This is a genomic window from Brachybacterium sp. AOP25-B2-12 (genome assembly GCF_052378625.1).
Classification (GTDB): domain Bacteria; phylum Actinomycetota; class Actinomycetes; order Actinomycetales; family Dermabacteraceae; genus Brachybacterium.
The window spans coordinates 32,370-58,613 of record NZ_JBQSXW010000006.1 but is presented as its reverse complement, the minus strand read 5'-3'; the positions used below and the strand labels follow the sequence as shown (position 1 = coordinate 58,613).

The window sequence follows — 26,244 nt, the reverse complement described above, 5'->3', positions numbered from 1 at the left end:
GGAGCATGAGGCCATGAGCACCACCGACCGTCACCCGCAGCCCGACACCGCGACCGATCCCACCGGCGCGGCCCCGATCACCTACCGTCCTCTGGATCCCACCTGGGGCGACGCCGACGAGCTGACCGCCCTGCGGGCACTCCGAACCCAGCGGTGGACGCGCCAGGAGCAGGAGACCGCGCTGATCCTCGCGGCCGACGCCCGGGAGCGGGCACGCCGTCGTGTGCCGACGATGCCGCGGCACCGTGCCGGGCGCGACGCGTGGCGGGTCCTGCCCGTCTGACGATCGTCGCGTGCCCTTCGGGGCGGGGCATCCGTCCACAATGGCGCGGTGAGCACCTTCCGCCTCGATGTCCCCACCGTCGCCGACGCCCCGCTGCTGGCCCGTGTCCACGTGCAGGGCTGGCGCGATGCGTACGCCGACCTCCTGCCCGCGCGGTTCTACGACGAGGCGGCGCTCGCGCGTCGCACGGAGATGTGGGAGCAGATGCTGTCGCGGCGTTCCGCCGAGGAGCTCGCCCGAGCGATCCGCGTGGCCCGCGGCGGGGACGGCGCCGTCAAGGGCTTCGTGGTCCTCGGCGCCCCCGAGGAGCCTGATCCCGCCCGCGACGAGGCGATCAGGATGCTGTACGTCCTGCCGCACCTGTACGGCAGCGGGGCCGGCGCCGCCCTGGTGTCCGCGGTGCTCGGAAGCCGCCCCGCTCAGCTCTGGGTGGCCGATCCCAACCCCCGCGCCCAGCGGTTCTACGCCAAGCTCGGCTTCACCCGGGACGGCCGGGCGCTGTCCGATCCGCGGCTCGACGGGCTGCGGGAGGTGCGGATGGTGCGGTGACCTGCACCGCGGGGGTCCGGTCGATGCCTGTTGCCGTCGTGGGAGCGACGCGATCTCACACCACCTGCCACCGCCCCACCTCGATCACCGCACCGTCCACGATGTCCAAGGGCGCCCGGGATCCCGAGCCGCCGCGCCCCTCCGACGACGCCGTGGCGAGCGTGCCGTCGGCGAGACGGATCCCGGCGGTCTGGGGAGTCGTCGTATCCGCGGCATCCCGGTACCCCGGCCAGGAGAGCTCGGCGGTGGCTCGCGCCCCGGGTGCGAGCAGCACGCCTTCGTAGGGCGCGTCCGAGGGGAGGCCCTGCAGCTCGGGCGGCTCCGGAGCAGGCGTGGTTCCCACCAGCGGCGGACGCGCCGCGGCGGAAGGGATCTCGACGGGCGTCACGACGACCGGATCGGCCTGCGGCTCGGGGACGACCATCCACTCGCCCTGGGACCGCACGTCCTGCGGCGGAGCGGCGACCGGGGACGATGCCCACACCACGAGCAGTGCGAGGACGATCACGGCGGCCGCCTCCCCCACCCGTGCGCTTGGAGCGAGCGACGGGCGTCCCGCAGGCTCGACGGCGTGCGCGATGCGACGCGCTCGCCGTGCACCTGCGATGGCGAGACCCTCGTGCAGCGCCGAGACCAGGATCGCCACGGTCGCCTGCACGAGCACCAGGCGCCACATCTCCAGGCCCGCCGGTCCGATGACCCGCGGCAGGCCGATGACCAGCAGCCCCGCGCCCACTCCCGTCTCGGCGCCTCCCAGGAACCAGGCCGCGCGACGCCCCACGCCGGCCCGCTGCAGCAGGGCGGTCGCGACACCGATGCAGATCGAGGCGAGGACGAGTGCGCCGACCAGCAGCGGGATCGGCCCCAGGAGGAGCAGGACGAGGCCGTGGGTCGACAGCGCGACCATCGCCACGAGCAGCGCACCGGCCCGGACCGCGGTCGCACCGATCCGCGTCCCCGTCGACGGCACGGGGAGGCGGGCTCGATCCGGGGCCGATGGCGCGGATCCGCGGAGGCGCCCGAGGCCCAGCAGCACCCATCCGCCGAGGAACGCCGGGAGGGTCCACAGCGCCACCTCGCGGTGATGCATCCAGGCATCGATCCAGAGGTCCTCGCAGGTCGTGTCGTTGCAGTCGAAGGCGAGCGCGGGGTCGGGGCCCAGCATGGACGTGTTCAGAGCCGCGGCCAGGAGCACGATCACGGCGGCGAGCACCAGGGCGGCGCCGACGGCACCGGGGCGCGGGAGGATCCTCCGGGGAGCCTGGGAGCGGGACATGCCGTCACTCTGTCCAGGCCGACGGGCTCGGACAAGGCTCCGGCGTGCGAGCTCGGTGGAGGGTGCGCACAGGATACGTGGAGGGCCCGCCACCGGACGCCCTCACGCCGTCCTCCGGGTGCCGAACCGGCGGATCCTGTCCCTTCGGACGATGCCCCGGAGCCGTCGGGACACCACGATGGGTCCATGTCCGCACCCAGCGCCTCCACCGCGTCGACTCCCGCACCGCGTGCTCCGGTCTGGGCGCGACTCCTCCTCTCGATCCTCGGACTGCTCGTGGCCGCGCTCGGCGGCGGCCTGACCGTCGCGGCGATCCCCCCGCTGGCCGCGCTGCTGACCTCCTCGGACGACGCGACCGCCCTGCTCGGCATGGCCATCGCCTGCATCATCACCCTCGCGCTGTACCTGCTGACCTCCTGGGCCCTGGTCCGCGGGATCGACCGGCGCCGCTGGCGCGACCTGGGGCTGCGATTCGACGCCCGGGCGCTCGTCGGTCTGCTCCTGGGGGTCGCCATCTCGGTGGGCGTGGGGCTCGTCGTCCAGCTGCTCGCCCGGGCGATGGGGATCGGACGCGAGCTCGGCGACGAGCTGGTGGGCGAGATCGCGTCCGTACCCATCTGGGTGGTCGTCGTCTTCGTGCTGCTGCAGGCGTTCGTGCTGCAGGGCGTCGGGGAGGAGGTGCTGTTCCGGGGGTATCTGCTCTCGAGCCTGTCTGGGCGGCCCGTCCTCGCCGTGCTCGTGGCCGCGGTGGCCTTCGCGGTGCCTCACCTGATCTCCCAGGGCGGCCAGCGCAGCGCTATCGAGCACGTCGTCTACCTGGTGGTCCCCTTCGGCTTCGCGATCAGTGCGGGCTTCCTGGCGGTCGCGATGGGGTCGGTGTGGGCCGCGATCGGCATCCACGGCGGCGTGCACCTGGGGACGGCCTCGCTCGCGGCGGCGGGGCTGATCGCCGATGGGCCGGTGGTGTGGATGCTCCTGGGGGCGGGGCATGCCGTCGCGGGCACGGTGATCGCGCTGCGGATCCGTCCCGATCGGTGGTCGGAGGTCGCGGCGCACGGCCCGTACACGCGGTGATCTCTCCCCGCACCCACCTCGCCCTCACCCGACCGGAGGCACCTCGCGCCTCGTCGGCCCCACGTACTCCGACAACGGCCTGATCAGCGCATTCGCAGCCCGCTGCTCCAGCACGTGCGCGGTCCACCCCGTCACCCGGCTCGCGACGAACAGCGGCGTGAAGGTGGCGGTGTCGAAGCCCAGCAGGTGGTACGCCGGGCCGCTGGGGTAGTCGAGGTTGGGCTTGATCGTCTTGGCGTCGTCCATCGCGCCGGCGAGCGCGTCGTACAGGGCCAGCAGGTCCTCACGGCCGCGCTCGGCGGCCAGGCGGTCCAGCGCCGCCTTCATCGCCGGGACCCGCGAGTCGCCGTTCTTGTAGACCCGGTGCCCGAAGCCCATGATCTTGCGCCTGCTCGCGAGCGCCTCATCGAGCCACGCTGCGGCGCGATCGGCGGTGCCGATCTCCTCGAACATCACCATCACGGCCTCGTTCGCCCCGCCGTGCAGGGGTCCCTTGAGGGCGCCGATCCCGGCGACCACCGCCGAGTAGAGGTCCGAGAGGGTGGAGGTGACCACGCGCGACGTGAACGTCGAGGCGTTGAAGGAGTGCTCCGCGTACAGCGTCATCGACGCGTCGAACACCTCGGTCTCGAGCGCGGTGGGCTCGGCGCCGTGGGTCATCCACAGCAGGTTCGCCGCGAACCCGAGGTCCTCTCGTGGCGGGACCAGGTCCTGGCCCCGGCGTCGCCGCTGGTCGTAGGCGATGATCGCGGGCAGCTGGGCCCACAGGCGCTGAGCGGCGGCGAGCGCCTGCTCGGGATCGGGGTCCTCGGCCCGGGGGTCCGCGGCGCCGATCACGGAGACGGCCGTGCGCAGCACGTCCATCGGGTGGGCCGTGAGGGGCAGCAGGTCCACCACCTGACGCACCCCGTCGTCCAGGGCGCGCGCCGCGCGCTCCGCGGCGGTGAACGCCTCCCGCTGCGCGGGGGTGGGCAGCTCCCCGTGCCACAGCAGGTGGGCGACGTCCTCGAAGGAGCGCTGCTCGGCGAGGTCCTGGACGGGGTAGCCGCGGTACAGCAGCGAGTTGGTGGCGGGGTCGACCTTGGAGACGGCGGTCGTGTCGACCACCACCCCGGCCAGTCCCTTCTGGATCTCGGGGGCGTCGGTCATCATCGGCTCCTGTTCGTCGAGAGGTCGAAGGCCGCGACGTTCTCGTCGAACGCCGCGTACCCGGCGTAGTCCACGAGCTCGTACAGCCGCGCGCGGGTCTGCATGGCGGGGACCTCGGCGTCAAGGGTCCCGTCGGCCGTGAGGGTGTCCAGCGCGCGCTCGGCGGCGCCCATCGCGGTGCGCAGCAGGGAGACGGGGTGGATCACGAGGTTCACGCCGACGGCGGCGAGCTGCTCGTGCGTGAACAGGTCCGACTTGCCGAACTCCGTCATGTTGGCCAGCAGCGGCACGTCCACGGCCGCGCGCATCGCCGCGAACTCCTCGAGGGTGGCCATGGCCTCGGGGAAGATCGCATCGGCCCCCGCTTCGACGAGAGCCCGGGCCCGCGCGCACGCGGCGTCGAGGCCGTCGACGCCCCGCACGTCGGTGCGGGCCATGATGAGCAGGTCCGGGTCGCGCCGGCCGCGGACGGCCGCGCGGATCCGGCGCAGCGCCGTCTCCTCGTCGACCACCTCCTTGCCGTCGAGGTGCCCGCAGCGCTTGGGGTTGACCTGGTCCTCGATGTGGAGGCCGGCGAGCCCGGCGTCCTCGACGAGCTGCACGGTGCGGGCCACGTTCATCGGCTCCCCGAAGCCCGTGTCCGCATCCACCAGCACCGGCAGGTCCGTGACCCGGGCGATCTGCCCGGCGCGCGCGGTGACCTCGGTGAGCGTGGTCAGGCCGATGTCCGGGAGGGCGAGGTCCGCGGCCATCACCGCGCCGGAGACGTACACGGCCTCGAAGCCCTTGTCCTCGATGAGCCGGGCCGACAGCGGGTTGAAGGCGCCCGGGGCTCGCAGCAGCGCACCCGAGGCCAGGGCCTCCCGGAACGCCTGCCGCTTCTCGTGCGCGGGGCGGGCCGATCCGAGGATCACAGCAGGCCCCCGGGCGCGGGCGGCAGGTCGGGCGCCTCGACGGTCAGCTGCCCCACCTCCTCGGGCGTCAGCTCGGGCAGGCGCACGGCGAGGTCGAGGAAGCGGTCCACCTCGGCATCGGGCAGGACCCCGGCCGCGAGCGAGCGGAACTTGGCCACGTACTGCTCGCGGGCGAAGGGGCGGGCGCCCAGCGGGTGGGCGTCGGCCACGGCGATCTCGTCGACGAGGGTGCGGCCGTCCGTGAGGGTGACCTCGATGCGCCCGCCGAACGCCTTCTCGGTGAGGTCCGCCGCATGGTAGCGGCGCGTCCACTCCGGGTCCTCGACCGTGGTGATCCGCTGCCACAGGGCCACGGTGTCCGGCCGCGCGGCCCGCTCGGGGCTGTACGAGCCGATGTGGTCCCAGGCGCCGTCCTGCAGGGCGACGGCCACGATGTACGGGATCGAGTGGTCCAGCGTCTCGCGGCTGGCCGTCGGGTCGTACTTCTGGGGGTCGTTCGCGCCGGATCCGATCACGTAGTGGGTGTGGTGCGACGTGGCCAGCACGATCGAGGCGACCTGCGCGGGATCGCGCACCTCGGGGTGCTCGGCGCCGAAGCGGCGGGCCAGGTCGATCCACGCCTGGGCCTGGTACTCGGCCGAATGCTCCTTGGTGTAGCTGTCGAGGATCGCGCGCTTGGGCTCGCCGGGCTCGGGCAGCGGCACCTCGTACCGGGCGTCCGGGCCGCCCAGCAGCCAGGCGATGACGCCGTCCTCGCCCTCCCAGATCGGCGAGGGGGCGCTCTGGCCGCGCATCGCCCGATCGGCCGCCTCGATCGCCATCTTGCCCGCGAAGGCCGGGGCCGAGGCCTTCCACGTCGAGATCTGTCCCTTGCGGGACTGCCGGGTGGCGGTGGTGGTGTGCAGCGCCTGGCCGATCGCGTGGAACACGACGTCCTCGGGCAGGTCCAGCAGGGTGCCGATCCCCGCGGCGACCGAGGGCCCCAGGTGGGCCACGTGGTCGATCTTGTGCGCGTGGAGGCTGATGCCGGTGACCAGGTCCATCTGGATCTCGTACCCGGTGGCGACGGCCCGCAGCAGGGCGGCGCCGTCGGAGCCGGTGTGCTGGGCGACCGCCAGCAGCGGCGGGATGTTGTCGCCGGGGTGGGAGTACTCCGCGGCCAGGAACGTGTCGTGGAAATCGAGCTCCCGGACGGCCACCCCGTTGGCGTACGCGGCCCACTCGGGGGCGAAGCGCCCCCGGATCCCGAGCACCGTGGCGCCCTGACCTGCGGAGGCGTCCGTGATGGGGTTCGCCTCGGCGGCGCCGCGGGCGGCGAGGATCGGCGCCCGGTGCAGGGAGGCGACGGCGACGGCCGCGTTGTCGATGACCCGGTTGACGATCATCTCGGCGACCTCGGGCTCGACCGCCACGGGGTCCAGCGCCACCCGGGCGATCCTCCCGGCGAGCTGATCGGCGGGCGCGAGGCCCTCGGCGCTGGTGTGCATACGGACGAGATGGCGGCGCACGGGCTCCCCTTCGCGGACGGCGATGTCGTGGGGACGAGTGTAGGGGGGTGGGGTGGGGAGGGGCCGGGCGGTGGGGCAGGCGGGCTCGGCTCGCGGCGCGGCTCGCGACCCGGCGAGGCCGGCCGGTGCCCGGCGTCGTCCGACGAGGCCCGGCCGTGGTCCGCCCCGTGGAGCCGGCTTCCGTCGTGACGCAGGGGTCACGGGACGTCCTCGTTCAGCTGGCCCCTATATGGACCTATCTGAACGAGGACGTCCCGTACTCTCCCGAATCGGGCCGGCGGGGCCTGCGGGTCCGGCGAGGTTGGCCGGGGTCCGGCGAGGTTGGCCGGGGTCCGGCGTCGCCGGGCCTCGCCCCGTGGTGCCGACTTCCGCCGTGACCTCCCGGAACAGCCTGACGCATGGGTTCGGCGCGGGATCGGGAGGATCCGGCCCTCTCCCCGAGATGGCGGGACGTCCTCGTTCAGCTGGGCCCTACATGTGCCTGCCGGAACGAGGACATCCCGCGCCCCGCCGAAGCGGGCCGGACCGCGGCAGGACGCCGTGTCAGGAAGCCGGCACCGGAACCCGATCCAGGCGGCACCCTCTGTCACCGACCCCGGATCGACGCGGCCCTGGTGACCCCGGCCAAGCGACCACGTCCCCGGCCTCGCCCACGCCGTGTCACGGCGCCGGTGTCACCTCAGCGCCGCCCCGTCACCCGCCCCACCCTGACTCGGTCGGCGTCAGCGTCACCTCGGCGAGGTCGAGCGTCTGGTCGATCGACCCCGGCTCGTTCTTGAGGCTCTCCGCGGGGTAGGCGTTGCCCGAGTCCTTCACGTACCCGCCGCTGCGAGCGACCGAGGCCGTGACCTTGATGTCCTTGGCGCCGGCAGGGATCTCCGTCGCGATCTGCACGATGTTGTCCTGGCTCTGATAGTCGTTGTCGGGTCGGGGGACCACGGCGAGCGAGGCGGGATCGACGGGGATCGCCTGACCGTCCACGGTCACCGTGACGCCCGTGACGGTGTACGTCGTGTCCGTGTAGCGCAGGGTCCAGATGTTCCCGGATTCCTTGTACTGGGACGACTCGTCGAAGCTGATCGCGAGGGCCAGGCGGTCCTTGCCCTCGGGCGCCCAGTGGTTCGTCGCGTCCCACGACGTCACCCGCGCGTCGACCTGGTACGTGTAGGTGGTCGAGGCGCCGTTGGACTCGTCGCCGATCAGGACGCTCTGCGGCTTGTTGACCGGCTCGTACTCCTGGTCGATGTAGGGATGACCGCTCGTGAGCTTCTGCTCGGCGAGGGAGACCACCTGGGTGTTGCCGTCGTACTCGATGGACACCGCGGCGTCCTTGCCCGCGGTCGCCACCGCGACGGTCGACGAGCCCTCCGGGATCTCGACCGGCTTGCCGTCCACGGTGAGCACGGCCTCGCTCGTGAAGCCGTTCGGGGCATCGCCGGACTTGGATCGGTCGTACTGTGCGGTGACGAATGCGCCGCCCTTCGGGGCATCGACCCGCGTCGCACCCTCTCCGACGTGGTCGCTGATGCCCAGGGCGGAAAAGGAGTAGGTCGCGTCCGGCGTCGAGATCACCAGCGGCTCGTCCAGGGTCGAGTCCTCCGGCTCGACGCTCGGGGTGTCTCCCACCGCGGCCTTCGGGGCAGCCGGTGCCTTCACCTCCTGGTCACGGTCGGCTTCCTTGCCCTGCGCGTCGAGCAGCTTGTAGTTCGCGTCGAACGTCGTCTCTCCGAAACGGGGATCCGAGGGCGCGACGAGGACGATCTCGTCGGGTTTCGCGGTGCCACGGGCTTCCAACGGCGTCGAGACCCAGAGATTCTTGTCCGACCCGAGCTGACGGATCGGTCCGCAGACGGCCTCGTCCTTGACGTCCTTGTCCTCGTTGACCTGGAAGTAGCAGCGGGCATCCTTGGGCACCGTGGTCGGCACGTCCGAATCCCCGATCGCGGACTTGTACGACGCGGTGAGGCGCTCCAGCGTCGCCTCGACCTCGACCACCTTCGCGCCCTGATGTCGCCACCCCGCGGTCGGTCCGCTGCATCCGCTGAGGACCAGGGCACCTGCCGCGATCATCACCCACGTCGTCCTCGCTCCGAGCACCCGCACACGCATCCCTGCATCCCCCTGTGTTCTCCGTGGTCGTCATCGCTGGTCCCTGTGGACGTTCCGCGACAGCGAGCACGAGTATAGGGGCGATGTGGCGGAGCTCACTGCGCTCACCAACGGGCTGTTCACACGTCGACGGATCACCCGAGCCCGGACCGGGACGAAGCACCTCGCCGTCCAGTTGCCCCCTGCGTGAGCCCCGGCGCGCACGTCCCTCGACCGTCCGTTCCCTGCGCGCACGTCCCTCGGCCGTCCGCTCCCGGCGCGCACGTCTCGCGACCGCCGGCTTCTGCCGTGCCCGGCCGATGCCGGGACGTCCTCGTTCAGATAGCGCGTATATGGGCCTATCTGAACGAGGACGTCCCGCACCCTCCCAAATCGGCCCGACCTGTGCCCAGGCCCTGGACCCTCAGAGCATCCGCACGAACGCCCGTAGTCCCGGCTCGTGGTCGTGGACCTCCGTGAACCCCAGCTCCTCGTAGAACGCGCGCTGCCCGGGCTCGGCGTCGGTGAGCAGGACCTGCTGCCGGACCTCGGCGAACGGCGCGAACGCGGCATCGACCAGCAGCCGGCCCAGCCCGCGACGCCGCCACCGCGGCACGACGAGGACGTCCTGGAGATAAGCGATCACAGCGCCGTCGCCCACCACCCGTGCGAGTCCCACCAGACGTCCACGGTGCCGCGCTGTCACCACCACCGCGGACCCGTCGAGAGCACGCCCGAGGACCGCGCGGTCGCGGGTGTACGTGCTCCACCCGACCTCGTCGTAGAGGACCGCGGCCTCGTCCGCGCCCGGCGTCTCGACGGCGATGTCGACGGATCCTCGGGTCTCGTGGGACGGCCCGTCGCCGAGGTGTCCTTCGCCCAGGAGCCCGCCGCCCACCGAGCCATCGTCCGCGGAGCCGCCGTCCACCGCCCCACCGTCCGGGGTTCCGTCGGCCTCGAGAACATCGTCCCCATACCCATCGTTCCCGGATCCGTCGGCCTCGAACTCGCCGTCCGCGGACCCATCGTCCGGAACCTCATCGTCCGCGCGTCCGCCCGCCACGGCCGACGTCACCGCCTCGCTCCCGCCCACCACGGCCGGCTGAGCACCCTCACCGACGCCCGCGTCCTCGACATGCCGCTCCTCCCACTCCGGGTCGAGCAGCTGGAACAGCCGGCAGTCCCGCCAGGCTCCGCCGAGCCGCAGGTAGCGTCGCGCCAGCCCGTACTCGGTGAACCCGCAGCGCTCGAGCACGCGCACGGAGGCGTCGTTGCCCACCTGCACCTCGGCCTGGAGGCGGTGCAGGCCGATCGCGCCGAAGGCGAGGTCCGCAACCTGGCGCACGGCCTGAGTCGCGATGCCCTGCCCGGCGCGGTCCTGCCGCACCCAGTAGCCCAGGCTCGCGGACTGGAAGGCGCCGCGCACCACGGCGTTCAGGCCGATGCGGCCGACCAGCTCGCCCCCGGCCTCGATGACGAGCGGCACGGCGCGGTCGGCGCGGAGGTCGCCGATCGCCTGGGCGATCACCTGGCGCTGGCCGCGCACGCTCACCCAGTCGTCGCTGCGCCGGGGCGCGCCGGCCTCGAGATACCGGCGGTCACGGGTCTCGATCGAGGACAGCACCCTGGCGTCGCGTGCGGAGATCACCCGCAAGGTCACCTCGGGGGCGTCCTGTGCACGGACCGCATTGGCCGATGGCGTGGCCTGTCGCTCCTGGGAACTCATGCCCCTCATCCTGGCCCATCGGCCCCGCACCCCTGCCGGACCGTCCCTCGTCCGGTCGTCCGGGCACGGCCGCCGGACCGCCGCCCGCCCCCTCAGAAGTACACGGCCAACGGCCCGTCCGGTCCCTCGATGACCTGCACCTCGGTGTCGAAGACCTCGCTGAGCACCTCGGGCCGCATGATCTCGGCGCTGGGCCCGTAGTGCACCACGCGACCCTCCTTCATCGCGCAGATCCGGTCGGCGTACTTCGCGGCGAAGTTGATGTCGTGCAGGACGATCACGATCGTGCGCCCGAGCTCCTCGGCGGCGCGCCGGAGGTGGCGCATCATCTGCACGGAGTGCTTCATGTCGAGGTTGTTCAGCGGCTCGTCGAGCAGCAGGTAGTCGGTGTCCTGCGCCAGCACCATCGCGACGTAGGCCCGCTGGCGCTGGCCGCCGGAGAGCTCGTCGAGGTAGCGGCCCTCGAGCTCGGTGAGCTCGAGGAAGTCGATGGCCTCGGAGACCATGGCCTCGTCCTGCACGGTCAACCGGCCCCTGGAGTGCGGGAACCGGCCGAAGCCCACGAGCTGGCGCACGGTCAGCCGGGTGACGAAGTGGTTCTCCTGGCGCAGGATCGACACGATCCGCGCGAGCTCGGTCGAGCGGGTGGTCGCCACGTCGTGCCCGGCGATCGAGATGCTGCCGGCGTCGAGGTCCTGCAGGCGCCCGGCCATGGTCAGCAGCGTCGACTTCCCGGCCCCGTTGGGACCCACCAGGGCGGTGATCCCGCCGGCGGGGATCTCGAGCTCCACGGGGCCGATGGACACGTCCCCGGCGCTGGAGCGGTAGTCCTTGCGGACGGCGGACAGGGTGATCACAGGCGTCCCTTCTTCAGGATGACCAGCAGGAACACGGTGCCACCGACGAGCTCGATGATGATGGACACCACCCCCTGGGCGTAGAACACGTTCTTCATGACGACGTAGGCGCCCGCGAGCACCACGAAGCCGGTGAGCACGGCCACGGGCAGCACGAACCGGTGGTCGTAGGTGCCCGCGACCTGGTAGGCGAGCGTGGCCACGAGGAAGCCGAAGAACGTCATCGGCCCCACCAGCGCCGTCGAGACGGCGATGAGCACCGAGACGAGCAGCAGCACCACGATCACCTCGCGCCGATGGGAGACCCCCAGGTTCACCGACGTCTCGCGTCCCAGGGCCACGACGTCCAGGCGCCGGGAGCGCAGCAGGATCAGCGCGCCCGCCGCCAGGGCCAGCGGGATCGCGATGGGCAGGTCCTCGGGATCGGCGTTGGTCACCGAGCCGAACAGCCGCGCCGAGAGCACGTCGAACTCGCTCGGGGAGAGCATGCGCTGCATGAACGTCGCCACGGCCCCGAGGCCGCCGCCCAGGATGATCCCGACCAGCAGCATCACCTGCATGTTGCCCCGGCGGCCCGTCAGCAGCCAGCCGTACAGGAGGGCGGCCAGGACCACCATGAGCGCGACCTGCAGCACGAACTGCACACGCCCCTGGAGCGCGACGATCCCCACCACGCCCAGCAGGTACACCGCGCCCGTCTGGACCACCCGGTACAGGGACTCGAAGCCCATGATCGACGGGGTGAGGATCCGGTTGTTCGTGACGGTCTGGAAGGCGACCGTCGCCAGCGCCTGGCAGAACGCGACGAGCAGCATCACGGCGACGGAGGTGACGCGCAGCCTGGCGATCAGCCAGAAGCCGCGGGAGCCGGGGGGCATGGGGTTGTCGGCGGCCAGCAGCGCGAAGGCCGAGCCCGCCGCCAGCACGAGGAGCACCGCCACCACGATCGCGTAGCGGACCTTCGCGCGACGTGTCGGCAGCGCCCCGGAGCCAGGGCGAGCCGTCGTGGCGGTGCGCGGGAGGGTCACGGGCTCAGCCACGGCGCCACCGCACGAGGATCAGCGCGAGGAACACCGCGGCGCCCACCACCCCGAGGATCAGCGACACCGGGATCTCGAAGGGCGCGATGATCGTGCGGCCCACGAGGTCGCACACCGTGACCACGGCGATCCCCAGCAGGCACACCCACGGCAGGTTCGAGCGCAGGTCGTCGCCGCGGAACATCGAGACGAGGTTGGGGACGATGAGTCCCAGGAACGGCAGGTTGCCGACGATCACGGTGACCACGCCGGTGGTGATCGCCACGAGCCCCGTGCCCAGCAGCACGATCCGCTCGTAGTTCAGCCCGACGTTCGTCGAGATCTCCTTGCCCAGCCCCGCGACGGTGAAGCGGTCCGCGACGACGAACACCGCCACGGCCACGCCGAGCACCACCCACAGCGGCTCGTACTGGCCCTTCAGCACCGAGGTGAAGGACCCCGCGAACCACACGCCGAGGCTCTGCAGCATGTCGGTCTGCAGCGCGATGAACGTGGAGATCGAGCCGACCACGGCCCCGAGCATGATCCCGATGATCGGGACGATGAGCGAGGAGCGCAGGGTCACCCGGCGCAGGAAGGCGAAGAAGATCATGGTGCCGACGAAGGCCGCGAGGATCGCCCCGAGCATGCGCGGCATGATGCCCGAGGTCGGGGCGATGATCATGACCGCCAGCAGTCCCAGGCCCGCCCATTCGGTGGTGCCGGTGGTGGTGGGCTCGACGAAGCGGTTCTGGGTCAGCAGCTGCATGATCAGGCCCGACATGGCCATCGCGGCGCCCGCGAGCACGAGGGCGATGGTGCGGGGGACGCGGGTGACCTCGAACATCTGCCGGCCGTCCTCGGCACCCAGGATGTCGTACTGGCCGGTCGCGAGGGAGAGGACGAGCAGGCCCGTGACGCCCGCGACCCCCAGCAGCAGCCAGGGGTCGAGCAGGCGTCGCCGGGCGCCGCGCGCCGACCCCGGGGAGGGGGCCGGCGCAGGCTCGGCGGAGCGGGACGTCACTTCTGGGCTTCGAAGGCGTCCGCGAGGGAGCCGATGTACTCCGTGTAGGTCTGGATGCCCTCGTTGGTGTAGGTGTCGGCGGGCATGTAGAGCACATGGCCCTGCTGGACGGCGGTGACGCCCTGCAGCGCGGCCGAGCCCGAGATGACCTCGTCGGCGGGCTTGTAGCTCGGGTCGTCCGCGGAGACCGCGGCGTCCCGGTCCATGACGAGGATCCACGCCGGGTTGGACTGCGCGATCGCCTCGACGGAGATGTCGTCGCCCTGGTGGTCGTCGTCGGCGCCCTCGACCTTCAGCGCCGGGGTCAGGCCCAGGACGTCGAACAGCGGGCCCATCGTGCGACCGACGGTCGGGGCGACGTAGCCGATCTCGCCGCCGGAGACGATGACGGCCATGACCGTGTCCTCGGCCTTGTAGGCGGCCTTGGCACGGGTGACGGCGTCGTCGAGCGCGGTGCCCAGTGCCGCGGCCTCCGTCTCCTTCTGGAACACCTGGCCCAGCACGGAGACCTGGCGCTTGAGCTCGGCGTCGAAGGGCTGGTCGTCCCGGGGATCCAGCTCGAGGATGGTGGCGTCCGGGGCGAGCTGGGCGAACTGGTCGTGGAACTGGGAGAAGCGCTGCCCGTTGACGATGAGGTCCGGCTCGGCGGCGACGACGGCCTCGAGGTTCGGCTCGCGGTGGTTGCCGAGGTCGACGATGCTCGTGTCGTCCTTGTAGGCGATGGTCGAGGGCATCAGGGCGACCGCGGCGGCCGAGAGCTTCACGTCCCAGTCCGAGAGCGTCTCGAAGGTGCGGTTGTCGGTGGCGACGACGGACTTCGGGGGCAGGGCGATGGTGTGCGCGCCGTTGTTGTCCTCGACCTCGACGCTCGAGGCGCCGCCGGCGTCGCTCGCGCCGCCGGAGGCCGCGTCGTCGGTGCCGGAGTCGTCGGCGCAGGCGGCGAGGCCGAGGCCCAGCGCTCCTGCGGTGGCGGCGAGGCCGAAGCGGCGGCGGGTGATCGAGGACATGGTGGCTCCTGTTCTGCGGGGGGTGGGGGCCGCCGATGGCGACGCGGTAAGGCTAGCCTGCTCTGACAGAATTACGAAACGCTGTTGCCGTGAAATGGGACGGGCGCCGCATCGCCTCGCACCGTGGGACCATCGACTGCCGGGCGGCGCGGGGCGCGCCCGCCGCCTCCGATGTCCCGCACGAAGGAGCCCGCGCCGATGTCCCCTCGCCTCACCGATCTCGAGGACCTCGATCGCACCGATCCGGCCCTGCGCGCCTGGGTCGCCGAGCGCGTACGGCGCCTGGACGCCGATGCCCGGCGCAGCGCCGACACCCATCTGCTGCGACTGGAGCTCCCCGCGGACTGGGGCATCGACGTTTACCTCAAGGACGAGTCCACCCACGTCACGGGCAGCCTCAAGCATCGCCTGGCCCGCTCCCTGTTCCTGTATGCCCTGGTCAACGGCTGGCTGCGACCGGGGATGCCCGTCATCGAGGCGTCCTCGGGGTCCACCGCCGTGAGCGAGGCGCACGTGGCCAGGATGCTCGACGTGCCGTTCGTGGCCGTCGTGCCCCGCAGCACGAGCGCCCGCAAGATCGCCCTCATCGAGGCCCAGGGCGGCACCTGCCACCTCGTGGACCGCGCGGACGAGATGACGTCGGAGTCCCAGCGCCTGGCCGATGAGTGCGGCGGGCTGTTCCTGGACCAGTTCACCTATGCCGAGCGCGCGACCGACTGGCGCGGCAACAACAACATCGCCCGCTCGATCCTCGAGCAGCTGGCCCTCGAGCCCCACCCGGTCCCGCGCTGGGTGGTGGTCGGGGCGGGCACCGGCGGCACCAGCGCGACCATCGGCCGCTACCTGCGGTACCACCGCCTGCCCACGGGGCTGTGCGTCGCCGACGTCGAGAACTCCGCGTTCTTCGAGGGCTGGCGCACCGGGGACCGCACGGTCACCACCGACACCGGGTCCCGGATCGAGGGCATCGGACGCCCGCGCGTCGAGCCCAGCTTCCTGCCGGACATCGTGGACCGGATGGTGCGCGTGCCGGACGCCGCCTCGATCACGGGCGCCCGCTTCCTGTCGGCCCGGATGGACCGCCGGGTGGGCGCCTCGACCGGCACCAACCTCGTGGCCGTCGCACGGCTGGTCCAGGAGATGCGATCGCGCGGGGAGACCGGGTCGATCGTGACGCTGCTGTGCGACAGCGGCGACCGCTACGCGAGCACCTACTACGACGACGACTGGGTGACGGCGCAGGGCTTCGACCTCGCGCCGTGGGACGCCGTGCTGCACGAGGCGCTGCCGCTGCCCGGGCGGTGACGGGACGGACCGCGCACCGGCCCGGCCATCCGCACGACCCGCCCACGCACCGTCGCGCCGATCCGCGCGATCCACCTGCGCCCCGGCCCGGACGGATCTAGCATCCGACGATGGGACCCGTGCGCTACTCGATCAACATCACCGTCGACGGCTGCTGCGATCATCGTGCGGTCGAGGCCGACGCCGAGCTGCATGCCTTCCACGCCGCCAATCTGGCTCGCGCGGACGCGATGCTGCTGGGCCGCGTCACCTACCAGATGATGGAGGATGCGTTCCGCCCGGTACCGGGCGCCGAGGCCGCGGACGACCCCTTCACCCGCGCGATCCACCCGCTGCGCAAGCACGTCGTCTCCTCCACCCTCGAATCCGTCGACTGGAACGCCGAGCTGGTGCGCGGGGATCTGACCGCCGCCGTGACGCACATCCGGGAGCAGTCCCCGCGCGGCGTGATGCTGGGTGGCGTGCGGCTGCCGCTGGCCCTGGCCACTCTGGGACTGATCGACGAGTACGAGTTCGTGGTCCATCCCCGCATCGCGGGCCACGGACCTCGGATCCTCGACGGGCTCCCCGAGGGGATCGACCTGGAGCCCACCGGACGCAGCGACCTCGCCTCGGGCGCCGTCGTGCTGCGATACGTACCGCGACGCTGAGGGCAGGGGTGGGCGGGGGCGTCGCCCCCATCGACCCTGCGCCCCCATGGGGAGTTCTCCCCAGGGAGTCCTCCCCATCGCCGCAGGCCATCGGCCTCTTCTACGCTTCTGGGACCGACGCGGCACGCCCCGTGGCCGCGACACCCCCGGACGAGGAGATCCCATGACCACCACGACGGCACGACTGACTCGACGCGGCGCCCTGGGGGCTCTCGGGGCCCTGGGCGTGCTGGGACTGACCGCCTGCGGAGGCTCGGGCTCCGTGACGACCGGAGGCGAGGGCCGCGGCACGACCGAACCCGCCGAGAAGGGCACGGGCGGCTCCGACGACGGGGGCGCCACGCCCGCCCCGAGCGAGGACGAGACCTCGGACGCCGCCGAGGGCGCGAGCGCCGGCGCCGGCCCCTCGGCGGAGCTTCCCGTCGGCGCCGAGCTGCGGGACGAGGCGCTGGGCGACACGATCACGATCGTCTCCGTGCTGCGCGACGTCGCCACCGAGCGTCAGGCCCGCGCGGTCGAACGCGGCGGCGAGGTGATCTACGTGCAGGTCGCGGCCACGCCCGGGACGCAGTACGGCGGGTCGATCACCCCGAGCGACTTCCACATCAACCCCGGTCAGCCGGACGAGGACAACACCACGCTGACCCTGGAGCCCGAGATCACCGCGGCCGGGCTCACCGCCTTCGACAGCGCACCGCGCCGCGATGGCGGGAACCCGAGCGGCTGGATCGCGTTGGTCGCCGAGAAGCGCAAGGACACCTACACCGCCGCCTACATCCGGCCCGAGGCCAAGGTGCTGGGCAAGGACACGGTCATCCCGGAGTTCCGCGGCGAGTTCACCATCCCCGCAGCCTGACCGGGGTGAGCCCCGCCGCGGCCCGCGGTGCGGCTCACCGGGCCGAGTGCAGCACCTCCGAGAGCACCTCGCGGGTGCGCTCGGGCTGCTCGATCCAGGGCAGATGCCCCGCATCCTCGATGATCCGCTTGCGGGGGACGGCGGCGCGCGCGGCGAGGTCCATCACCGGAGCGACCGGTCGCGGGTCCGCGGCACCATGGACGAACCAGCTCGGGCCCTCGAAACCGGCGAGCGCGGCGATGAGGTCCGCGTCCTCGACCCTCAGCGCCGCGTGGGCCGCGGCATTGATGGGGAGGTCCTCAGCGGCCATCTCGCGGGCGCGGACGCGTCCGATCACGGGGTCGGCGTCGTCGGTGACCCAGCACAGGGTGCGCCACGCGATCTCCTGCTCGCGGGTGCGGGGGTCCAGCGCCTCGAGCTCCTGCCTTCGGGCGGCGTCCTCACCCTCCCGACGTGCCCGCTCGGCGCGGTGGGCGGTGCGCCAGTCCCCCACCCCGGTGCCGTCGAGGTAGCCGATGGCCGCGACGGCCTCCGGGTGGGCACCCGCGTACGCCACGGCGAGCGCGGCACCCGCCGAATGTCCGATGACGATCCACCGCTCGTGCCCCCAATGGGCCCGCAGCTCCTCCAGATCCTCGATGGACCGCGGGATCGAGATCTCCTCCGGATCGACGGCCGAGGAGCGACCGCACCCGCGCTGGTCGTAGCGGTGGACGAGGGTCTCGCCCTCGAGGAGCGCGGCGAGGTCGCCGAGGTGGTCCCACAGCCCGGGGCCGCCGTGGACGAGCACCACGGGAAGCAGCTCGCGCAAGGTGCCGGTGGTCCAGGTCACGAGGGTGGCGCCGTCTGCGAGGGTGAGGTCTTCGCGCATGGGGACGACCGTACCGGCAGGTGGTGGCCATCCTCTCGCCGTCGCCGAGGTGCCGCGCCTCCTCGTGCCGCGGTGCGTCCAGGACTTCTCGCAGGCCGCCGGCCCCTTCGACGGCCCGCAGTCGACGACGCGGCGCAGCGTCCTCGCGTCCCCCGCACCGGGTACCACCCTCCGGTGCTCGGCACGCACGACCCGGCGCCCGGATACGGTGGCGCGATGACCTCCACGCCCGCGCCCCTCACGATCGCCCCGGTGGACCTCGACGATGCCGAGGTCCAGGGGTTCATCGCCTCGCACCTGCGGGACATGAGCCCCACGGCGCCGCCGGAGAGCCAGCACGCGCTCGACCTCGACGGACTCCGCGATCCCGCGGTCACCGTGTGGGGCGCACGGATCGGGGATCGCCTCGTCGGCACGCTGGCGCTCAAGGACCTGGGCGATGGTGACGCCGAGCTCAAGAGCATGCGGACCGACCCGGCGTTCCGGGGCCGGGGCATCGCCGCGGCCCTGCTGGCCCACGCCCGCGACCACGCCGTCGGCTCCGCGCACCACCGGCTGCTGCTGGAGACCGGGTCGATGGAGTTCTTCGCGCCCGCCCGGCGCCTGTATGCGCGGTACGGCTTCGTGGAGCGGGGGCCGTTCGCCGACTACGGCCCGGACCCGCTCAGCACCTACATGGAGCTGCGCCTGGGGTGAGGCCGACGGGGGCATGACGGGCCGGGCCGCGGCCGAGGGAACGTGGCGGTCCCGCGTGAAGCCGACGGGACGTGGCGATCCGGCGTGAGGCCGTCCGGGCCGGAACCGTCCGGAAGAGGGCGGCCCGCGGCACAGCGATCCACGGCGATGCCCACGCGTCACCGCCCCGAGGCCGGGTCCCCGTCCTCCTCCAACCGGTCCAGCCGGTCCCGGGCCCGTGCCTGCCGCGCCGCCGGATCCAGGTCCCACCAGGGCTCGCCGCGCTCCCCCAGGCCCTCCTTGGCCAGCTGGACCTGGCGACGGGCCCGCGACCGCGCCTCGTCGTCCGCCGCCCGACCGACCGCGGAACGCGCCCGGCCCAGGCGGGAGCGCAGGGCGTCGGCGAGGTCCTCGGACAGCTCCGGGTCCGTGGCGCGCCACCGCCTGCCGCGCACGACGATCCAGCGGCCATCCTCGGTGCGCTCGGGGCCGTCCGCCGCGGGCGCGGCCTCCACGCCGGAGCGCTCAGGGTTATCCGCAGTGCGTTCGGACCCCTCGTCAGAGCGCACGGGGCCGTCGTCAGCGCGCTCAGTTCCATCCGCGGTGCGTTCGGATCCCTCGTCAGAGCCCGCAGGGCCGGATGCGCCCGCGGACCGCGTGGTCGCGTCCGACCGTCGCGCAGGCGCCGCGCCTCTCACAGCTCCGTCGTGCCGGAGGTCCCGCTGGGTCGCTCGCCCTTGAGCCGGGCGGCCACGAGGTCCAGGAGCGCACCAGCCCGGCCGCCGGGGCTGCCCCAGAACTGCGCGGACTCCCCGTCGACGCGCAGCAGGCGCACGGTGGGGTCGTCGATCCCGTCCTCGAAGTACACGCCGATCCGGTCGTTCCAGAGGTCCTCGAGCTTCGCGCGGTCATCGACCACACGGATCCGGCCGGACACCGAGAGCCACGAGCCCGTCTCGGCGAAGGAGAGGTTGACCTCGGCGCCCTCGACGAAGGTCTCGTAGAGTCCGCTGGTCGAGCTCGTGATGAACCAGGTGTCCGCCTCGGCGGTGACGTCCAGCGGGGTCATCGGGTGGGAGACGATCTTGCCGTCGGCGGTGACGCTGGACAGCATCACGAAACGCTCGCCGCGCATGAGCTCGATGACGCGCTCGGGGGTCAGGTCCTGCTCGTGCTGATCGGTCATGGCCGTGCCTTCCTCTGGGATGCGCGCGGCGACCGGGGGTTCCGGCATCGCTGCACGTCTCGTGTCCGCTCCTCATCGTGCCCGAGTGCCGCCGGCCTGTCGATGCCGCGCGGCACCCTGCCCCGGATCACGGTGTCCGGCCCGTCACGGACCCAAGCGATTCTTTTGCCCCGTCCTCGATGAGCTTTCTAGGCTGTCGGCCGTGAACTCCTCGACCTCCTCCCCCACGACCGATCCGGCGGCAGCGCCGGAGTCCCCTCGACGCTCCCGCAACCCGCTGCGGGCGATCGCCCGGATCCCCTTCGGCGTCCAGGTCCTCATCGGCCTGGTGCTGGGCGTCGCGCTCGGCCTCGTCGCCGCCCAGCTCGGCACCGTGCCCGGCGCGGGCCCCGACGGGGAGGCCGGTGACAACTGGCTGACCACCACGCTGGACACGATCGGCACCACCTTCGTCACCCTGCTCAAGGCCCTCGTGCCGCCGCTGGTGTTCCTCGCGATCGTCTCCTCGATCGCGAACCTGCGGAAGGTCACCAACGCCGCCCGCCTGGCCTGGCAGACCCTGCTGTGGTTCGCCATCACCGCGCTCATCGCGGTGAGCATCGGCATCGGGCTGGGCATCCTCACCAGCCCGGGCTCGCGCAGCAGCGTCGACGCCTCGGCGGCCCAGGCCTCCTCGACCCAGGGCTCGTGGCTCGACTTCCTGATCGGCCTGGTCCCGGCCAACTTCCTGGCCATCGAGGGCTCCGGCGGGGACGACGGCAGCGTGTCGCTGGGCTTCAACACCCTGCAGATCCTCGTCATCTCCATCGCCGTGGGGATCGCCGTGCTGTCGGTGGGCGCGAAGGCCGAGCCGTTCCTGGCGGTCGTCCGCTCGCTGCTGGAGATCGTCCAGAAGCTCCTGTGGTGGGTGATCCGGCTGGCGCCGATCGGCACCATCGGCCTGCTGGGCAACGCCGTGGCCAGCTACGGCTGGGACGCGATCGGCTCGCTGGGCTGGTTCGTGGCCGACATCTACATCGGCCTGGCGCTCGTCGCGCTCGTCGTCTACCCGGTGCTGCTGCGTCTGAACGGGCTGGGCGTGCGCTCGTTCGTGCGCGGCGTGTGGCCGGCGACGTCGCTGGGCTTCGTCTCGCGCAGCTCGCTGGGGACGATGCCGGTCACCCAGGCCGTCACCGAGCGGATGGGCGTCCCGCGCCACTACGCCTCCTTCGCGGTCCCGCTGGGCGCGACCACCAAGATGGACGGCTGCGCGGCGATCTACCCGGCGCTCGCGGCGATCTTCGTCGCCAACTTCTACGGCATCGACCTGACGCTCGTGCAGTACCTGCTGATCGTCGTCGTCTCCGTGCTGGGCTCCGCGGCGACCGCCGGCATGACCGGGGCCACCGTGATGCTCACCCTCACGCTGTCGACGCTGGGGCTGCCGTTGGAGGGCGTCGGCCTGCTGCTGGCGATCGATCCGATCATCGACATGGGTCGCACCGCGGTCAACGTCACCGGGCAGTCGCTCGTGGCCGTGATCGTCGCGGCCCGCGAGAAGATCCTGGACCGCCCGCGGTACGAGGCGGCGCGGCGCGAGCCGTTCCGCGGCCTCCACGCGGCCGATGCCGACGCGTCCTCGGCCGCCGCCGGTGACCGGGCCGGGGCACCGACCGGCGTCCGCGACGGGGCACCCGCGACGGCCTGAGCCCGGCGTCGCGACAGGGCCGCCGCCCCGGGAGGTCCCCGGGCCGCCCCACCCCCGGCATCACCCCACGAGCAGGCAGAACGGATGGCCCTCGGGATCCGCGAGCACGTACAGCGGCTCCTGCGGGTCGTCCGTCCTGTCGTGCAGCACCTGTGCCCCGAGCTCGACGGCGCGGGCGGTCGCCGCGCGCAGCGCGTCGGCATCGGGCAGGGCCATGTCCAGGTGCAGCTGCATCGGCACCTCCTCCGAGGGCCAGGTGGAGCGACGGAGCTCCGCCTTGGCCTGGATCGCCAGGACGCGGCCACCGGCGGCGTCGGTCAGGACCAGCCAGTCCGCGTCGTCGGCCGAGCCGTCCGCGGGGGGGGGGCTCGTCGCCCGGACGGTAGTGCAGGTCCAGGAGGAGGCGGTAGAACTCGGCGAGCCCGCGGGCGTCGCGCGCGTCGATCGCGGTGTGCAGGATCCGGGGTGTCGCCGTCATGGCGCACAGCGTAGGACCGAGGTCCGACGCACGAACATCAGACGGACGAGCGCCGGGACCTACTCGAGGGTGTGGCGCAGCTCCTCGTACTGCTCGCGGGTGATCTCCCCCGTGGCCAGACGCCGGTCCAGGATCTGTCGGGCGTCGGGGCCCTGCGACGGGATGCCGTGGACCTCCGGTGCCACGGCGGCGCTGCCGCCCCGCCTCCGCGAGACGAGCACGACGATGACGACCACCACCGCGACGGCCACGAGGACCATGGCCGCGAAGGACAGCAGGATCACGAGATGCCAGGGCTTGAAGCCAACCATGGGAGCCTCCAGGGGATCGGGGTCAGTGCGTGCGTCCGTCCACGCTAGCGCAGGTGGCGCGCCACCCGGCATAGCTGCCCTCGAGCTCGGTCACGGCGATCCCGTGGTGCCGCAGCGCCTGCGCGGCGATCAGGCTCCGCGCACCGCTCTGGCAGTAGACGACCACGGGACGCTCTGCGGGCAGGGCCGCCCGCTCGGCCAGCACCCGTCCCGCACCGATCCGTCGCGAGCCGGGCACGTGCCCGCTGGCGTGCTCGGAGGGTCCGCGCACGTCCACCAGCACCGCCTCGGCGGGCAGGGCGTCCGGCGCAACCGTCGCCGTGGGGGTCAGCGCGAAGCCATCCAGGTCCCGGATGAATCCCGCCACGCCGTCGATGCCGACCCGCACGAGGTGGTCGCGCAGGGTGCGGGCGTGCTGCTCGTCATCGGCCACGAGCACCAGCGGGGTCCCCACCGGCTCGAGCTCGGGGTCCAGGGCCCAGGCGCCCCAGGCGGCGGTGCGGCCATGGCCGGAGATCGCGAGGGATCCCAGGACCGCGCCCGCACGGACGTCCTGGGCGGCTCGCGTGTCCACGAGGACGGCACCGGCATCCATCAGGGCCTGGGCTCCGACGGCGTCGAGCTCCGCGACCGGTCCGGTCTCCGAGCGCAGGGCGGGGCCGTCCCTGTTGTCGCGCTTCATGCGGGCGAAATACGCGTGCGCATCGGGCTGGCCGTCCAGCAGGCGCTCCACGAAGCCGTCGACGTCCCCGGCCTCGACGTACGGCGCCCACCAGGCGACACGACGCTCGTAGCCGATGGTGCTCGAGGCGAGCGCCCCCAGGTTCTTGCCGCAGGGGCTGCCGGAGCCGTGGGCGGGGAAGACCTGCGCGTGGTCGGGGAGCTCGGCGAGGACCCGGGCGAGGCTCTCGAAGAGCATGCGCGCCGCAGGGCCCCAGGTCTCGACCCCGTCGGCCACGCGGTCCAGGAGGTCCGGGCGGCCCACGTCACCCACGAACACGAGGTCGCCGCTGAAGAGAAAACCCTCGTGGTCGGCGGCGCAGGTGTCCGTGACCGCCAGGACGATGTGCTCGGGCGTGTGGCCAGGGGTGTGCAGCACCCGCAGGCGCACCGCCCCCACCTCGATCGTGTCCCCGTCGTGCAGACGGCGCGCCGCGTACCCGTACTCCCAGCCGTGCCCGCCCTGCCCGGGGACCATCGCGACGGCGTCGGCGGCATGGGCCAGCTCGCGGGTGCCCGAGAGGTAGTCGGCGTGGATGTGGGTCTCGGCGACGGCGACGATCCGCAGCCCGTGCGCCGCGGCGAAGGCGAGATACTCCTCCACGTCACGGCGGGGGTCGAGGACGACCGCCTCCCCGGTGGACTGATCGGCCACGAGATAGCTGGCCTGGGAGAGGTCGTCGTCGTAGAAGCGTTCGATGAGCACGGGGGCCTCCTCGTCGTCCGTGCTCGGAGGCTATCGAGCGGATCTGCCGGGACGGCCGACGAGGAGGGATGGCCCCGTGATGGTCGAGAAGCTCTCGCCCGCTCGTTCCCGGGTGTTCACCGGGGGCACCTCGGGGGACACCCCGGCAGGAGTCGAACCTGCGACGCGTTCCTTATGAGGGAACTGCTCTGCCACTGAGCTACGGGGCGGCGCGGCCTCGGGGACGTCCCGCCATGGCCGAGGTCCCATCGTGCGGGGTGCGATGGCGCGGGCACCAGGGGGATGTCATGGGCCGACCGGGCACGACGGCGGGGGACACGGGGCGTCACGAACGGACGCGACCGGGATCCTGCGGGCCCTGCTTGTCGAGGTAGGAGTGCGCGGCGCGGCGGGCGCTGTCGACCTTCCCGGAGTGGCGGGGGCCGACGACCCGCCCGGCGGCATCGGCGGCCCTGTCGGTGAGCCCGCGCCCGGCGTCGCGGCCCTTCTCGGTGCCCAGGGCCGTGCGGGCGAGGCGGACGATGTCGGTGAGTCGCATCGGCCCATCACAGCGGAGAGACCTGGACGCACCGTGCGAGGACCCTCCGAGCCGGCGCCCTGTCGTGTCCGTGCCCTCCCTGTCGGTGGCCTGTCCGGCGGCGCTCGTCCGTCGGCGCCCCGTCTGTCGGAGCCCCTTGCGAGGATCCCGGCATGCGCACCGTCTACTACACCGCGACCACGCTCAACGGCTATCTGGCCGACGAGGACGACTCCCTGGACTGGCTGTTCACCGTCCCCGAGCCGGCCCCGGACACCGCCCCGTTCGACGCGCAGGTCACGGCGCTGGCGGTCGGGGCGACGACGTACGAGTGGGTGCTGTCCCATGCGGGCCTGCTCGAGGACTCCGCGACGTGGGAGCAGTACTTCGGGCGGCGTCCCCTGTTCGTCTTCACGCATCGCGCGCTGCCCGTCCCCGAGGGTGCCGACGTGCGCCTGGTCAGCGGCGCCGTCGCCGATCATCTCCCCGCGCTGCGCGAGGCCGCCGGGGACGGGGTGCTCTGGGTGCAGGGCGGCGGGGACCTCGCAGGGCAGTTCGACGACGCCGGCGCGCTGGACGAGATCGTCCTGTCGATCGCCCCGGTCGCGCTGCCCGCCGGGCGACCGTTGCTGCCGCGCCTGCTGGACTCCACGCGCCTGCAGCTGACGGAGGTGGAGCACGTGGGGCAGTTCGCGGTGCTGACCTACCAGGTCGCGCGCCCCTGACGGCAGGGCGGGTGTGCCCGCGCAAACCGATTGCCCGTCCCCGCCACCCGCTCTACGGTCGGGGCCATGACCCACAGCCCCTCACCGCAGACCTCCGCACCCTCCACCGGCGGCGTGCCGCGCACGGCGCTCGTGACGGGCGTCGGCCGGCGTCGCGGCATCGGCGCGGCGATCGCCCGGGGCCTCGCCGAGGACGGGTACGACCTCGCCCTGTCCTTCCACGAGCCCTATGACCAGCGCGTCCACGGGCAGCGCGCGGATGTCCAGGAGCTCGCGGACTCGCTGCGTGCAGCCGGACGCCAGGTGGTCCTCGTCCCCGGTGACCTGGCCGATCCGACGGTCCCGCGCCGCCTCGTCGAGGCCGCCCGAGAGGCATGGGGTCCGATCGGCGTGCTGGTCATGGCGCACTGCGAGAGCGTGGACTCCTCGATCCTCACCACCACCGTCGAGAGCTTCGACCGCCACTACGCGGTGAACGTGCGCGCGACCTGGCTGCTGCTCAAGACCTTCGCGGAGCAGGTCGCACCCGGCACGGACGCTCCCGGCGGGGTGGCGCTCGCGCTGACCAGCGACCACACCGTGGAGAACCTGCCGTACGGCGCGACCAAGGGAGCGCTGGACCGTCTGGTCCTCGCCGGGACCCGGGAGCTCGCCGACCGCGGGATCCGCACCAACGTCATCAACCCCGGCCCCATCGACACGGGCTGGATGGACGACGCCGTACGCACCGCGGCCGCCTCACAGACCCCGGGCGGTCTGCTCGGCGGCACCGACACGGTGGCCGACCTCGTGCGATTCCTCGTCTCGGATCGCGGGGCGTGGATCCGCGGCCAGCTGCTGCTGTCCAACGGCGGGTTCGCGACCCCGGCGGTCTGAGGCGCGGGGCCTGATGCGTGGCGATCGGGGGCATCCCGATCGCACGCCCTGTCGTCCTGACGGCACGCGCCGGCATCCCGACCCTCTCCCCGCCATGTGAGTCTGCCCACGGAACACCGTCCCACCAGGCACGGTCCTCCGTCCTCCCCGCGCGCATCGGACCATTTACGGCACATCGGCCTTGGCGCACGGGATTAGGTGCCCCTA

General features: G+C 72.7%; 27 protein-coding genes and 1 tRNA gene. 10 read left to right on the top strand and 18 right to left on the bottom strand.

Features of this window, described 5'->3' with window-relative positions; genetic code table 11:
* The first annotated feature begins 13 nt into the window (after window positions 1-13).
* Window positions 14-283: a hypothetical protein gene (locus ACT3TZ_RS06215; RefSeq protein ID WP_444582528.1), complete on the top strand. Its 270-nt coding sequence runs from the start codon at window positions 14-16 to the stop codon at window positions 281-283.
* 48 nt (window positions 284-331) lie between these two features.
* Window positions 332-832 (top strand): GNAT family N-acetyltransferase, encoded by a 501-nt coding sequence (locus ACT3TZ_RS06210; RefSeq protein ID WP_444582527.1) that lies wholly within the window; start codon window positions 332-334, stop codon window positions 830-832.
* 55 nt (window positions 833-887) lie between these two features.
* Here the strand turns inward: ACT3TZ_RS06210 and ACT3TZ_RS06205 are convergent, their stop codons facing one another.
* Entirely contained in the window at window positions 888-2,108 is a 1,221-nt protein-coding gene (locus tag ACT3TZ_RS06205) for a hypothetical protein (RefSeq protein WP_444582526.1), read from the bottom strand.
* Between the two features lie 186 nt (window positions 2,109-2,294).
* Here ACT3TZ_RS06205 and ACT3TZ_RS06200 point away from each other — a divergent pair, with 186 nt between their 5' ends.
* The gene (locus ACT3TZ_RS06200; protein ID WP_444582525.1) at window positions 2,295-3,182 is read left to right on the top strand and encodes a CPBP family glutamic-type intramembrane protease; all 888 of its coding nucleotides are present in this window, start codon (window positions 2,295-2,297) and stop codon (window positions 3,180-3,182) included.
* A gap of 24 nt (window positions 3,183-3,206) precedes the next feature.
* Here the strand turns inward: ACT3TZ_RS06200 and ACT3TZ_RS06195 are convergent, their stop codons facing one another.
* The 9 genes from ACT3TZ_RS06195 to ACT3TZ_RS06155 all read right to left on the bottom strand — a co-directional run bounded on the left by ACT3TZ_RS06195 (window position 3,207) and on the right by ACT3TZ_RS06155 (window position 14,474).
* The gene (locus ACT3TZ_RS06195; protein ID WP_444582524.1) at window positions 3,207-4,331 is read right to left on the bottom strand and encodes a bifunctional 2-methylcitrate synthase/citrate synthase; all 1,125 of its coding nucleotides are present in this window, start codon (window positions 4,329-4,331) and stop codon (window positions 3,207-3,209) included.
* Entirely contained in the window at window positions 4,331-5,242 is a 912-nt protein-coding gene (gene prpB, locus ACT3TZ_RS06190) for a methylisocitrate lyase (RefSeq protein WP_444582636.1), read from the bottom strand. The genes ACT3TZ_RS06195 and prpB overlap by 1 nt, the downstream gene beginning before the upstream one ends.
* Entirely contained in the window at window positions 5,242-6,732 is a 1,491-nt protein-coding gene (locus ACT3TZ_RS06185; protein ID WP_444582635.1) for an MmgE/PrpD family protein, read from the bottom strand. Before ACT3TZ_RS06185 ends, prpB begins: the two co-directional genes overlap by 1 nt.
* A 714-nt stretch (window positions 6,733-7,446) precedes the next feature.
* Window positions 7,447-8,826, bottom strand: coding sequence for a hypothetical protein (locus ACT3TZ_RS06180; protein ID WP_444582523.1), 1,380 nt, complete (start codon window positions 8,824-8,826; stop codon window positions 7,447-7,449).
* Window positions 8,827-9,265: 439 nt separating this feature from the next.
* Window positions 9,266-10,567 (bottom strand): GNAT family N-acetyltransferase, encoded by a 1,302-nt coding sequence (locus ACT3TZ_RS06175; RefSeq protein WP_444582522.1) that lies wholly within the window; start codon window positions 10,565-10,567, stop codon window positions 9,266-9,268.
* Window positions 10,568-10,659: 92 nt separating this feature from the next.
* Window positions 10,660-11,424, bottom strand: coding sequence for an iron ABC transporter ATP-binding protein (locus tag ACT3TZ_RS06170; protein ID WP_444582521.1), 765 nt, complete (start codon window positions 11,422-11,424; stop codon window positions 10,660-10,662).
* The gene (locus ACT3TZ_RS06165; protein ID WP_444582520.1) at window positions 11,421-12,464 is read right to left on the bottom strand and encodes an iron chelate uptake ABC transporter family permease subunit; all 1,044 of its coding nucleotides are present in this window, start codon (window positions 12,462-12,464) and stop codon (window positions 11,421-11,423) included. The genes ACT3TZ_RS06170 and ACT3TZ_RS06165 overlap by 4 nt, the downstream gene beginning before the upstream one ends.
* Window positions 12,457-13,467: an ABC transporter permease gene (locus ACT3TZ_RS06160; RefSeq protein WP_444582519.1), complete on the bottom strand. Its 1,011-nt coding sequence runs from the start codon at window positions 13,465-13,467 to the stop codon at window positions 12,457-12,459. The genes ACT3TZ_RS06165 and ACT3TZ_RS06160 overlap by 8 nt, the downstream gene beginning before the upstream one ends.
* Entirely contained in the window at window positions 13,464-14,474 is a 1,011-nt protein-coding gene (locus ACT3TZ_RS06155) for a siderophore ABC transporter substrate-binding protein (RefSeq protein WP_444582518.1), read from the bottom strand. The genes ACT3TZ_RS06160 and ACT3TZ_RS06155 overlap by 4 nt, the downstream gene beginning before the upstream one ends.
* Window positions 14,475-14,672: 198 nt before the next feature.
* On the opposite strand from ACT3TZ_RS06155, the gene ACT3TZ_RS06150 reads away from it, so the two are divergent.
* The 3 genes from ACT3TZ_RS06150 to ACT3TZ_RS06140 all read left to right on the top strand — a co-directional run bounded on the left by ACT3TZ_RS06150 (window position 14,673) and on the right by ACT3TZ_RS06140 (window position 17,285).
* Window positions 14,673-15,779, top strand: coding sequence for a PLP-dependent cysteine synthase family protein (locus tag ACT3TZ_RS06150; RefSeq protein ID WP_444582517.1), 1,107 nt, complete (start codon window positions 14,673-14,675; stop codon window positions 15,777-15,779).
* A gap of 110 nt (window positions 15,780-15,889) precedes the next feature.
* On the top strand, window positions 15,890-16,429 hold the full coding sequence (locus ACT3TZ_RS06145; RefSeq protein WP_444582516.1) for a dihydrofolate reductase family protein: 540 nt from the start codon (window positions 15,890-15,892) through the stop codon (window positions 16,427-16,429).
* A 163-nt stretch (window positions 16,430-16,592) separates the two neighbouring features.
* The gene (locus ACT3TZ_RS06140) at window positions 16,593-17,285 is read left to right on the top strand and encodes a hypothetical protein (protein ID WP_444582515.1); all 693 of its coding nucleotides are present in this window, start codon (window positions 16,593-16,595) and stop codon (window positions 17,283-17,285) included.
* Between the two features lie 34 nt (window positions 17,286-17,319).
* Here the strand turns inward: ACT3TZ_RS06140 and ACT3TZ_RS06135 are convergent, their stop codons facing one another.
* The gene (locus tag ACT3TZ_RS06135) at window positions 17,320-18,156 is read right to left on the bottom strand and encodes an alpha/beta fold hydrolase (protein WP_444582514.1); all 837 of its coding nucleotides are present in this window, start codon (window positions 18,154-18,156) and stop codon (window positions 17,320-17,322) included.
* A 216-nt stretch (window positions 18,157-18,372) separates the two neighbouring features.
* Here ACT3TZ_RS06135 and ACT3TZ_RS06130 point away from each other — a divergent pair, with 216 nt between their 5' ends.
* Window positions 18,373-18,852: a GNAT family N-acetyltransferase gene (locus tag ACT3TZ_RS06130; protein WP_444582513.1), complete on the top strand. Its 480-nt coding sequence runs from the start codon at window positions 18,373-18,375 to the stop codon at window positions 18,850-18,852.
* Between the two features lie 158 nt (window positions 18,853-19,010).
* Here ACT3TZ_RS06130 and ACT3TZ_RS06125 read toward each other — a convergent pair whose 3' ends face one another.
* Window positions 19,011-19,400 carry a biopolymer transporter Tol gene (locus ACT3TZ_RS06125; RefSeq protein ID WP_444582512.1) on the bottom strand — a complete coding sequence of 130 codons (390 nt, stop codon included), beginning with the start codon at window positions 19,398-19,400 and terminating at the stop codon, window positions 19,011-19,013.
* 125 nt (window positions 19,401-19,525) lie between these two features.
* On the bottom strand, window positions 19,526-20,017 hold the full coding sequence (locus tag ACT3TZ_RS06120; protein WP_444582511.1) for a pyridoxamine 5'-phosphate oxidase family protein: 492 nt from the start codon (window positions 20,015-20,017) through the stop codon (window positions 19,526-19,528).
* 202 nt (window positions 20,018-20,219) lie between these two features.
* Between ACT3TZ_RS06120 and ACT3TZ_RS06115 the strand changes: the two genes are divergently transcribed.
* Window positions 20,220-21,704, top strand: a complete 1,485-nt coding sequence (locus tag ACT3TZ_RS06115) for a dicarboxylate/amino acid:cation symporter (protein ID WP_444582510.1) — start codon at window positions 20,220-20,222, stop codon at window positions 21,702-21,704.
* A gap of 60 nt (window positions 21,705-21,764) precedes the next feature.
* Here ACT3TZ_RS06115 and ACT3TZ_RS06110 read toward each other — a convergent pair whose 3' ends face one another.
* From ACT3TZ_RS06110 to ACT3TZ_RS06090, 5 genes are all read right to left on the bottom strand, one after another.
* The gene (locus ACT3TZ_RS06110; protein WP_444582634.1) at window positions 21,765-22,025 is read right to left on the bottom strand and encodes a VOC family protein; all 261 of its coding nucleotides are present in this window, start codon (window positions 22,023-22,025) and stop codon (window positions 21,765-21,767) included.
* Window positions 22,026-22,241: 216 nt separating this feature from the next.
* Entirely contained in the window at window positions 22,242-22,493 is a 252-nt protein-coding gene (locus ACT3TZ_RS06105; protein ID WP_444582509.1) for a hypothetical protein, read from the bottom strand.
* A 22-nt stretch (window positions 22,494-22,515) separates the two neighbouring features.
* Window positions 22,516-23,919: an MBL fold metallo-hydrolase gene (locus ACT3TZ_RS06100; RefSeq protein WP_444582508.1), complete on the bottom strand. Its 1,404-nt coding sequence runs from the start codon at window positions 23,917-23,919 to the stop codon at window positions 22,516-22,518.
* 137 nt (window positions 23,920-24,056) lie between these two features.
* A tRNA-Met gene (locus tag ACT3TZ_RS06095) sits at window positions 24,057-24,128 on the bottom strand.
* A gap of 116 nt (window positions 24,129-24,244) precedes the next feature.
* Window positions 24,245-24,457 (bottom strand): hypothetical protein, encoded by a 213-nt coding sequence (locus ACT3TZ_RS06090; protein WP_444582507.1) that lies wholly within the window; start codon window positions 24,455-24,457, stop codon window positions 24,245-24,247.
* Window positions 24,458-24,609: 152 nt separating this feature from the next.
* Here ACT3TZ_RS06090 and ACT3TZ_RS06085 point away from each other — a divergent pair, with 152 nt between their 5' ends.
* Together ACT3TZ_RS06085 and ACT3TZ_RS06080 are read left to right on the top strand one after the other, a co-directional pair.
* Window positions 24,610-25,161: a dihydrofolate reductase family protein gene (locus tag ACT3TZ_RS06085; protein ID WP_444582506.1), complete on the top strand. Its 552-nt coding sequence runs from the start codon at window positions 24,610-24,612 to the stop codon at window positions 25,159-25,161.
* A gap of 66 nt (window positions 25,162-25,227) precedes the next feature.
* Window positions 25,228-26,037: an SDR family oxidoreductase gene (locus ACT3TZ_RS06080; RefSeq protein ID WP_444582505.1), complete on the top strand. Its 810-nt coding sequence runs from the start codon at window positions 25,228-25,230 to the stop codon at window positions 26,035-26,037.
* Window positions 26,038-26,244 lie beyond the last annotated feature (207 nt).

Bases quoted from the DNA above. Each gene is read 5' to 3' on its own strand.
- ACT3TZ_RS06195 (WP_444582524.1), bottom strand. From the start codon at position 4,331: ATGACCGACGCCCCCGAGATCCAGAAGGGACTGGCCGGGGTGGTGGTC.
- ACT3TZ_RS06080 (WP_444582505.1), top strand. From the start codon at position 25,228: ATGACCCACAGCCCCTCACCGCAGACCTCCGCACCCTCCACCGGCGGC.
- ACT3TZ_RS06135 (WP_444582514.1), bottom strand. From the start codon at position 18,156: ATGCGCGAAGACCTCACCCTCGCAGACGGCGCCACCCTCGTGACCTGG.
- ACT3TZ_RS06130 (WP_444582513.1), top strand. From the start codon at position 18,373: ATGACCTCCACGCCCGCGCCCCTCACGATCGCCCCGGTGGACCTCGAC.
- ACT3TZ_RS06200 (WP_444582525.1), top strand. From the start codon at position 2,295: ATGTCCGCACCCAGCGCCTCCACCGCGTCGACTCCCGCACCGCGTGCT.
- ACT3TZ_RS06155 (WP_444582518.1), bottom strand. From the start codon at position 14,474: ATGTCCTCGATCACCCGCCGCCGCTTCGGCCTCGCCGCCACCGCAGGA.
- ACT3TZ_RS06090 (WP_444582507.1), bottom strand. From the start codon at position 24,457: ATGCGACTCACCGACATCGTCCGCCTCGCCCGCACGGCCCTGGGCACC.
- ACT3TZ_RS06085 (WP_444582506.1), top strand. From the start codon at position 24,610: ATGCGCACCGTCTACTACACCGCGACCACGCTCAACGGCTATCTGGCC.
- ACT3TZ_RS06140 (WP_444582515.1), top strand. From the start codon at position 16,593: ATGACCACCACGACGGCACGACTGACTCGACGCGGCGCCCTGGGGGCT.
- ACT3TZ_RS06105 (WP_444582509.1), bottom strand. From the start codon at position 22,493: ATGGTTGGCTTCAAGCCCTGGCATCTCGTGATCCTGCTGTCCTTCGCG.
- ACT3TZ_RS06150 (WP_444582517.1), top strand. From the start codon at position 14,673: ATGTCCCCTCGCCTCACCGATCTCGAGGACCTCGATCGCACCGATCCG.
- ACT3TZ_RS06120 (WP_444582511.1), bottom strand. From the start codon at position 20,017: ATGACCGATCAGCACGAGCAGGACCTGACCCCCGAGCGCGTCATCGAG.
- ACT3TZ_RS06175 (WP_444582522.1), bottom strand. From the start codon at position 10,567: ATGAGTTCCCAGGAGCGACAGGCCACGCCATCGGCCAATGCGGTCCGT.
- ACT3TZ_RS06215 (WP_444582528.1), top strand. From the start codon at position 14: ATGAGCACCACCGACCGTCACCCGCAGCCCGACACCGCGACCGATCCC.
- ACT3TZ_RS06185 (WP_444582635.1), bottom strand. From the start codon at position 6,732: ATGCACACCAGCGCCGAGGGCCTCGCGCCCGCCGATCAGCTCGCCGGG.
- ACT3TZ_RS06145 (WP_444582516.1), top strand. From the start codon at position 15,890: ATGGGACCCGTGCGCTACTCGATCAACATCACCGTCGACGGCTGCTGC.
- ACT3TZ_RS06205 (WP_444582526.1), bottom strand. From the start codon at position 2,108: ATGTCCCGCTCCCAGGCTCCCCGGAGGATCCTCCCGCGCCCCGGTGCC.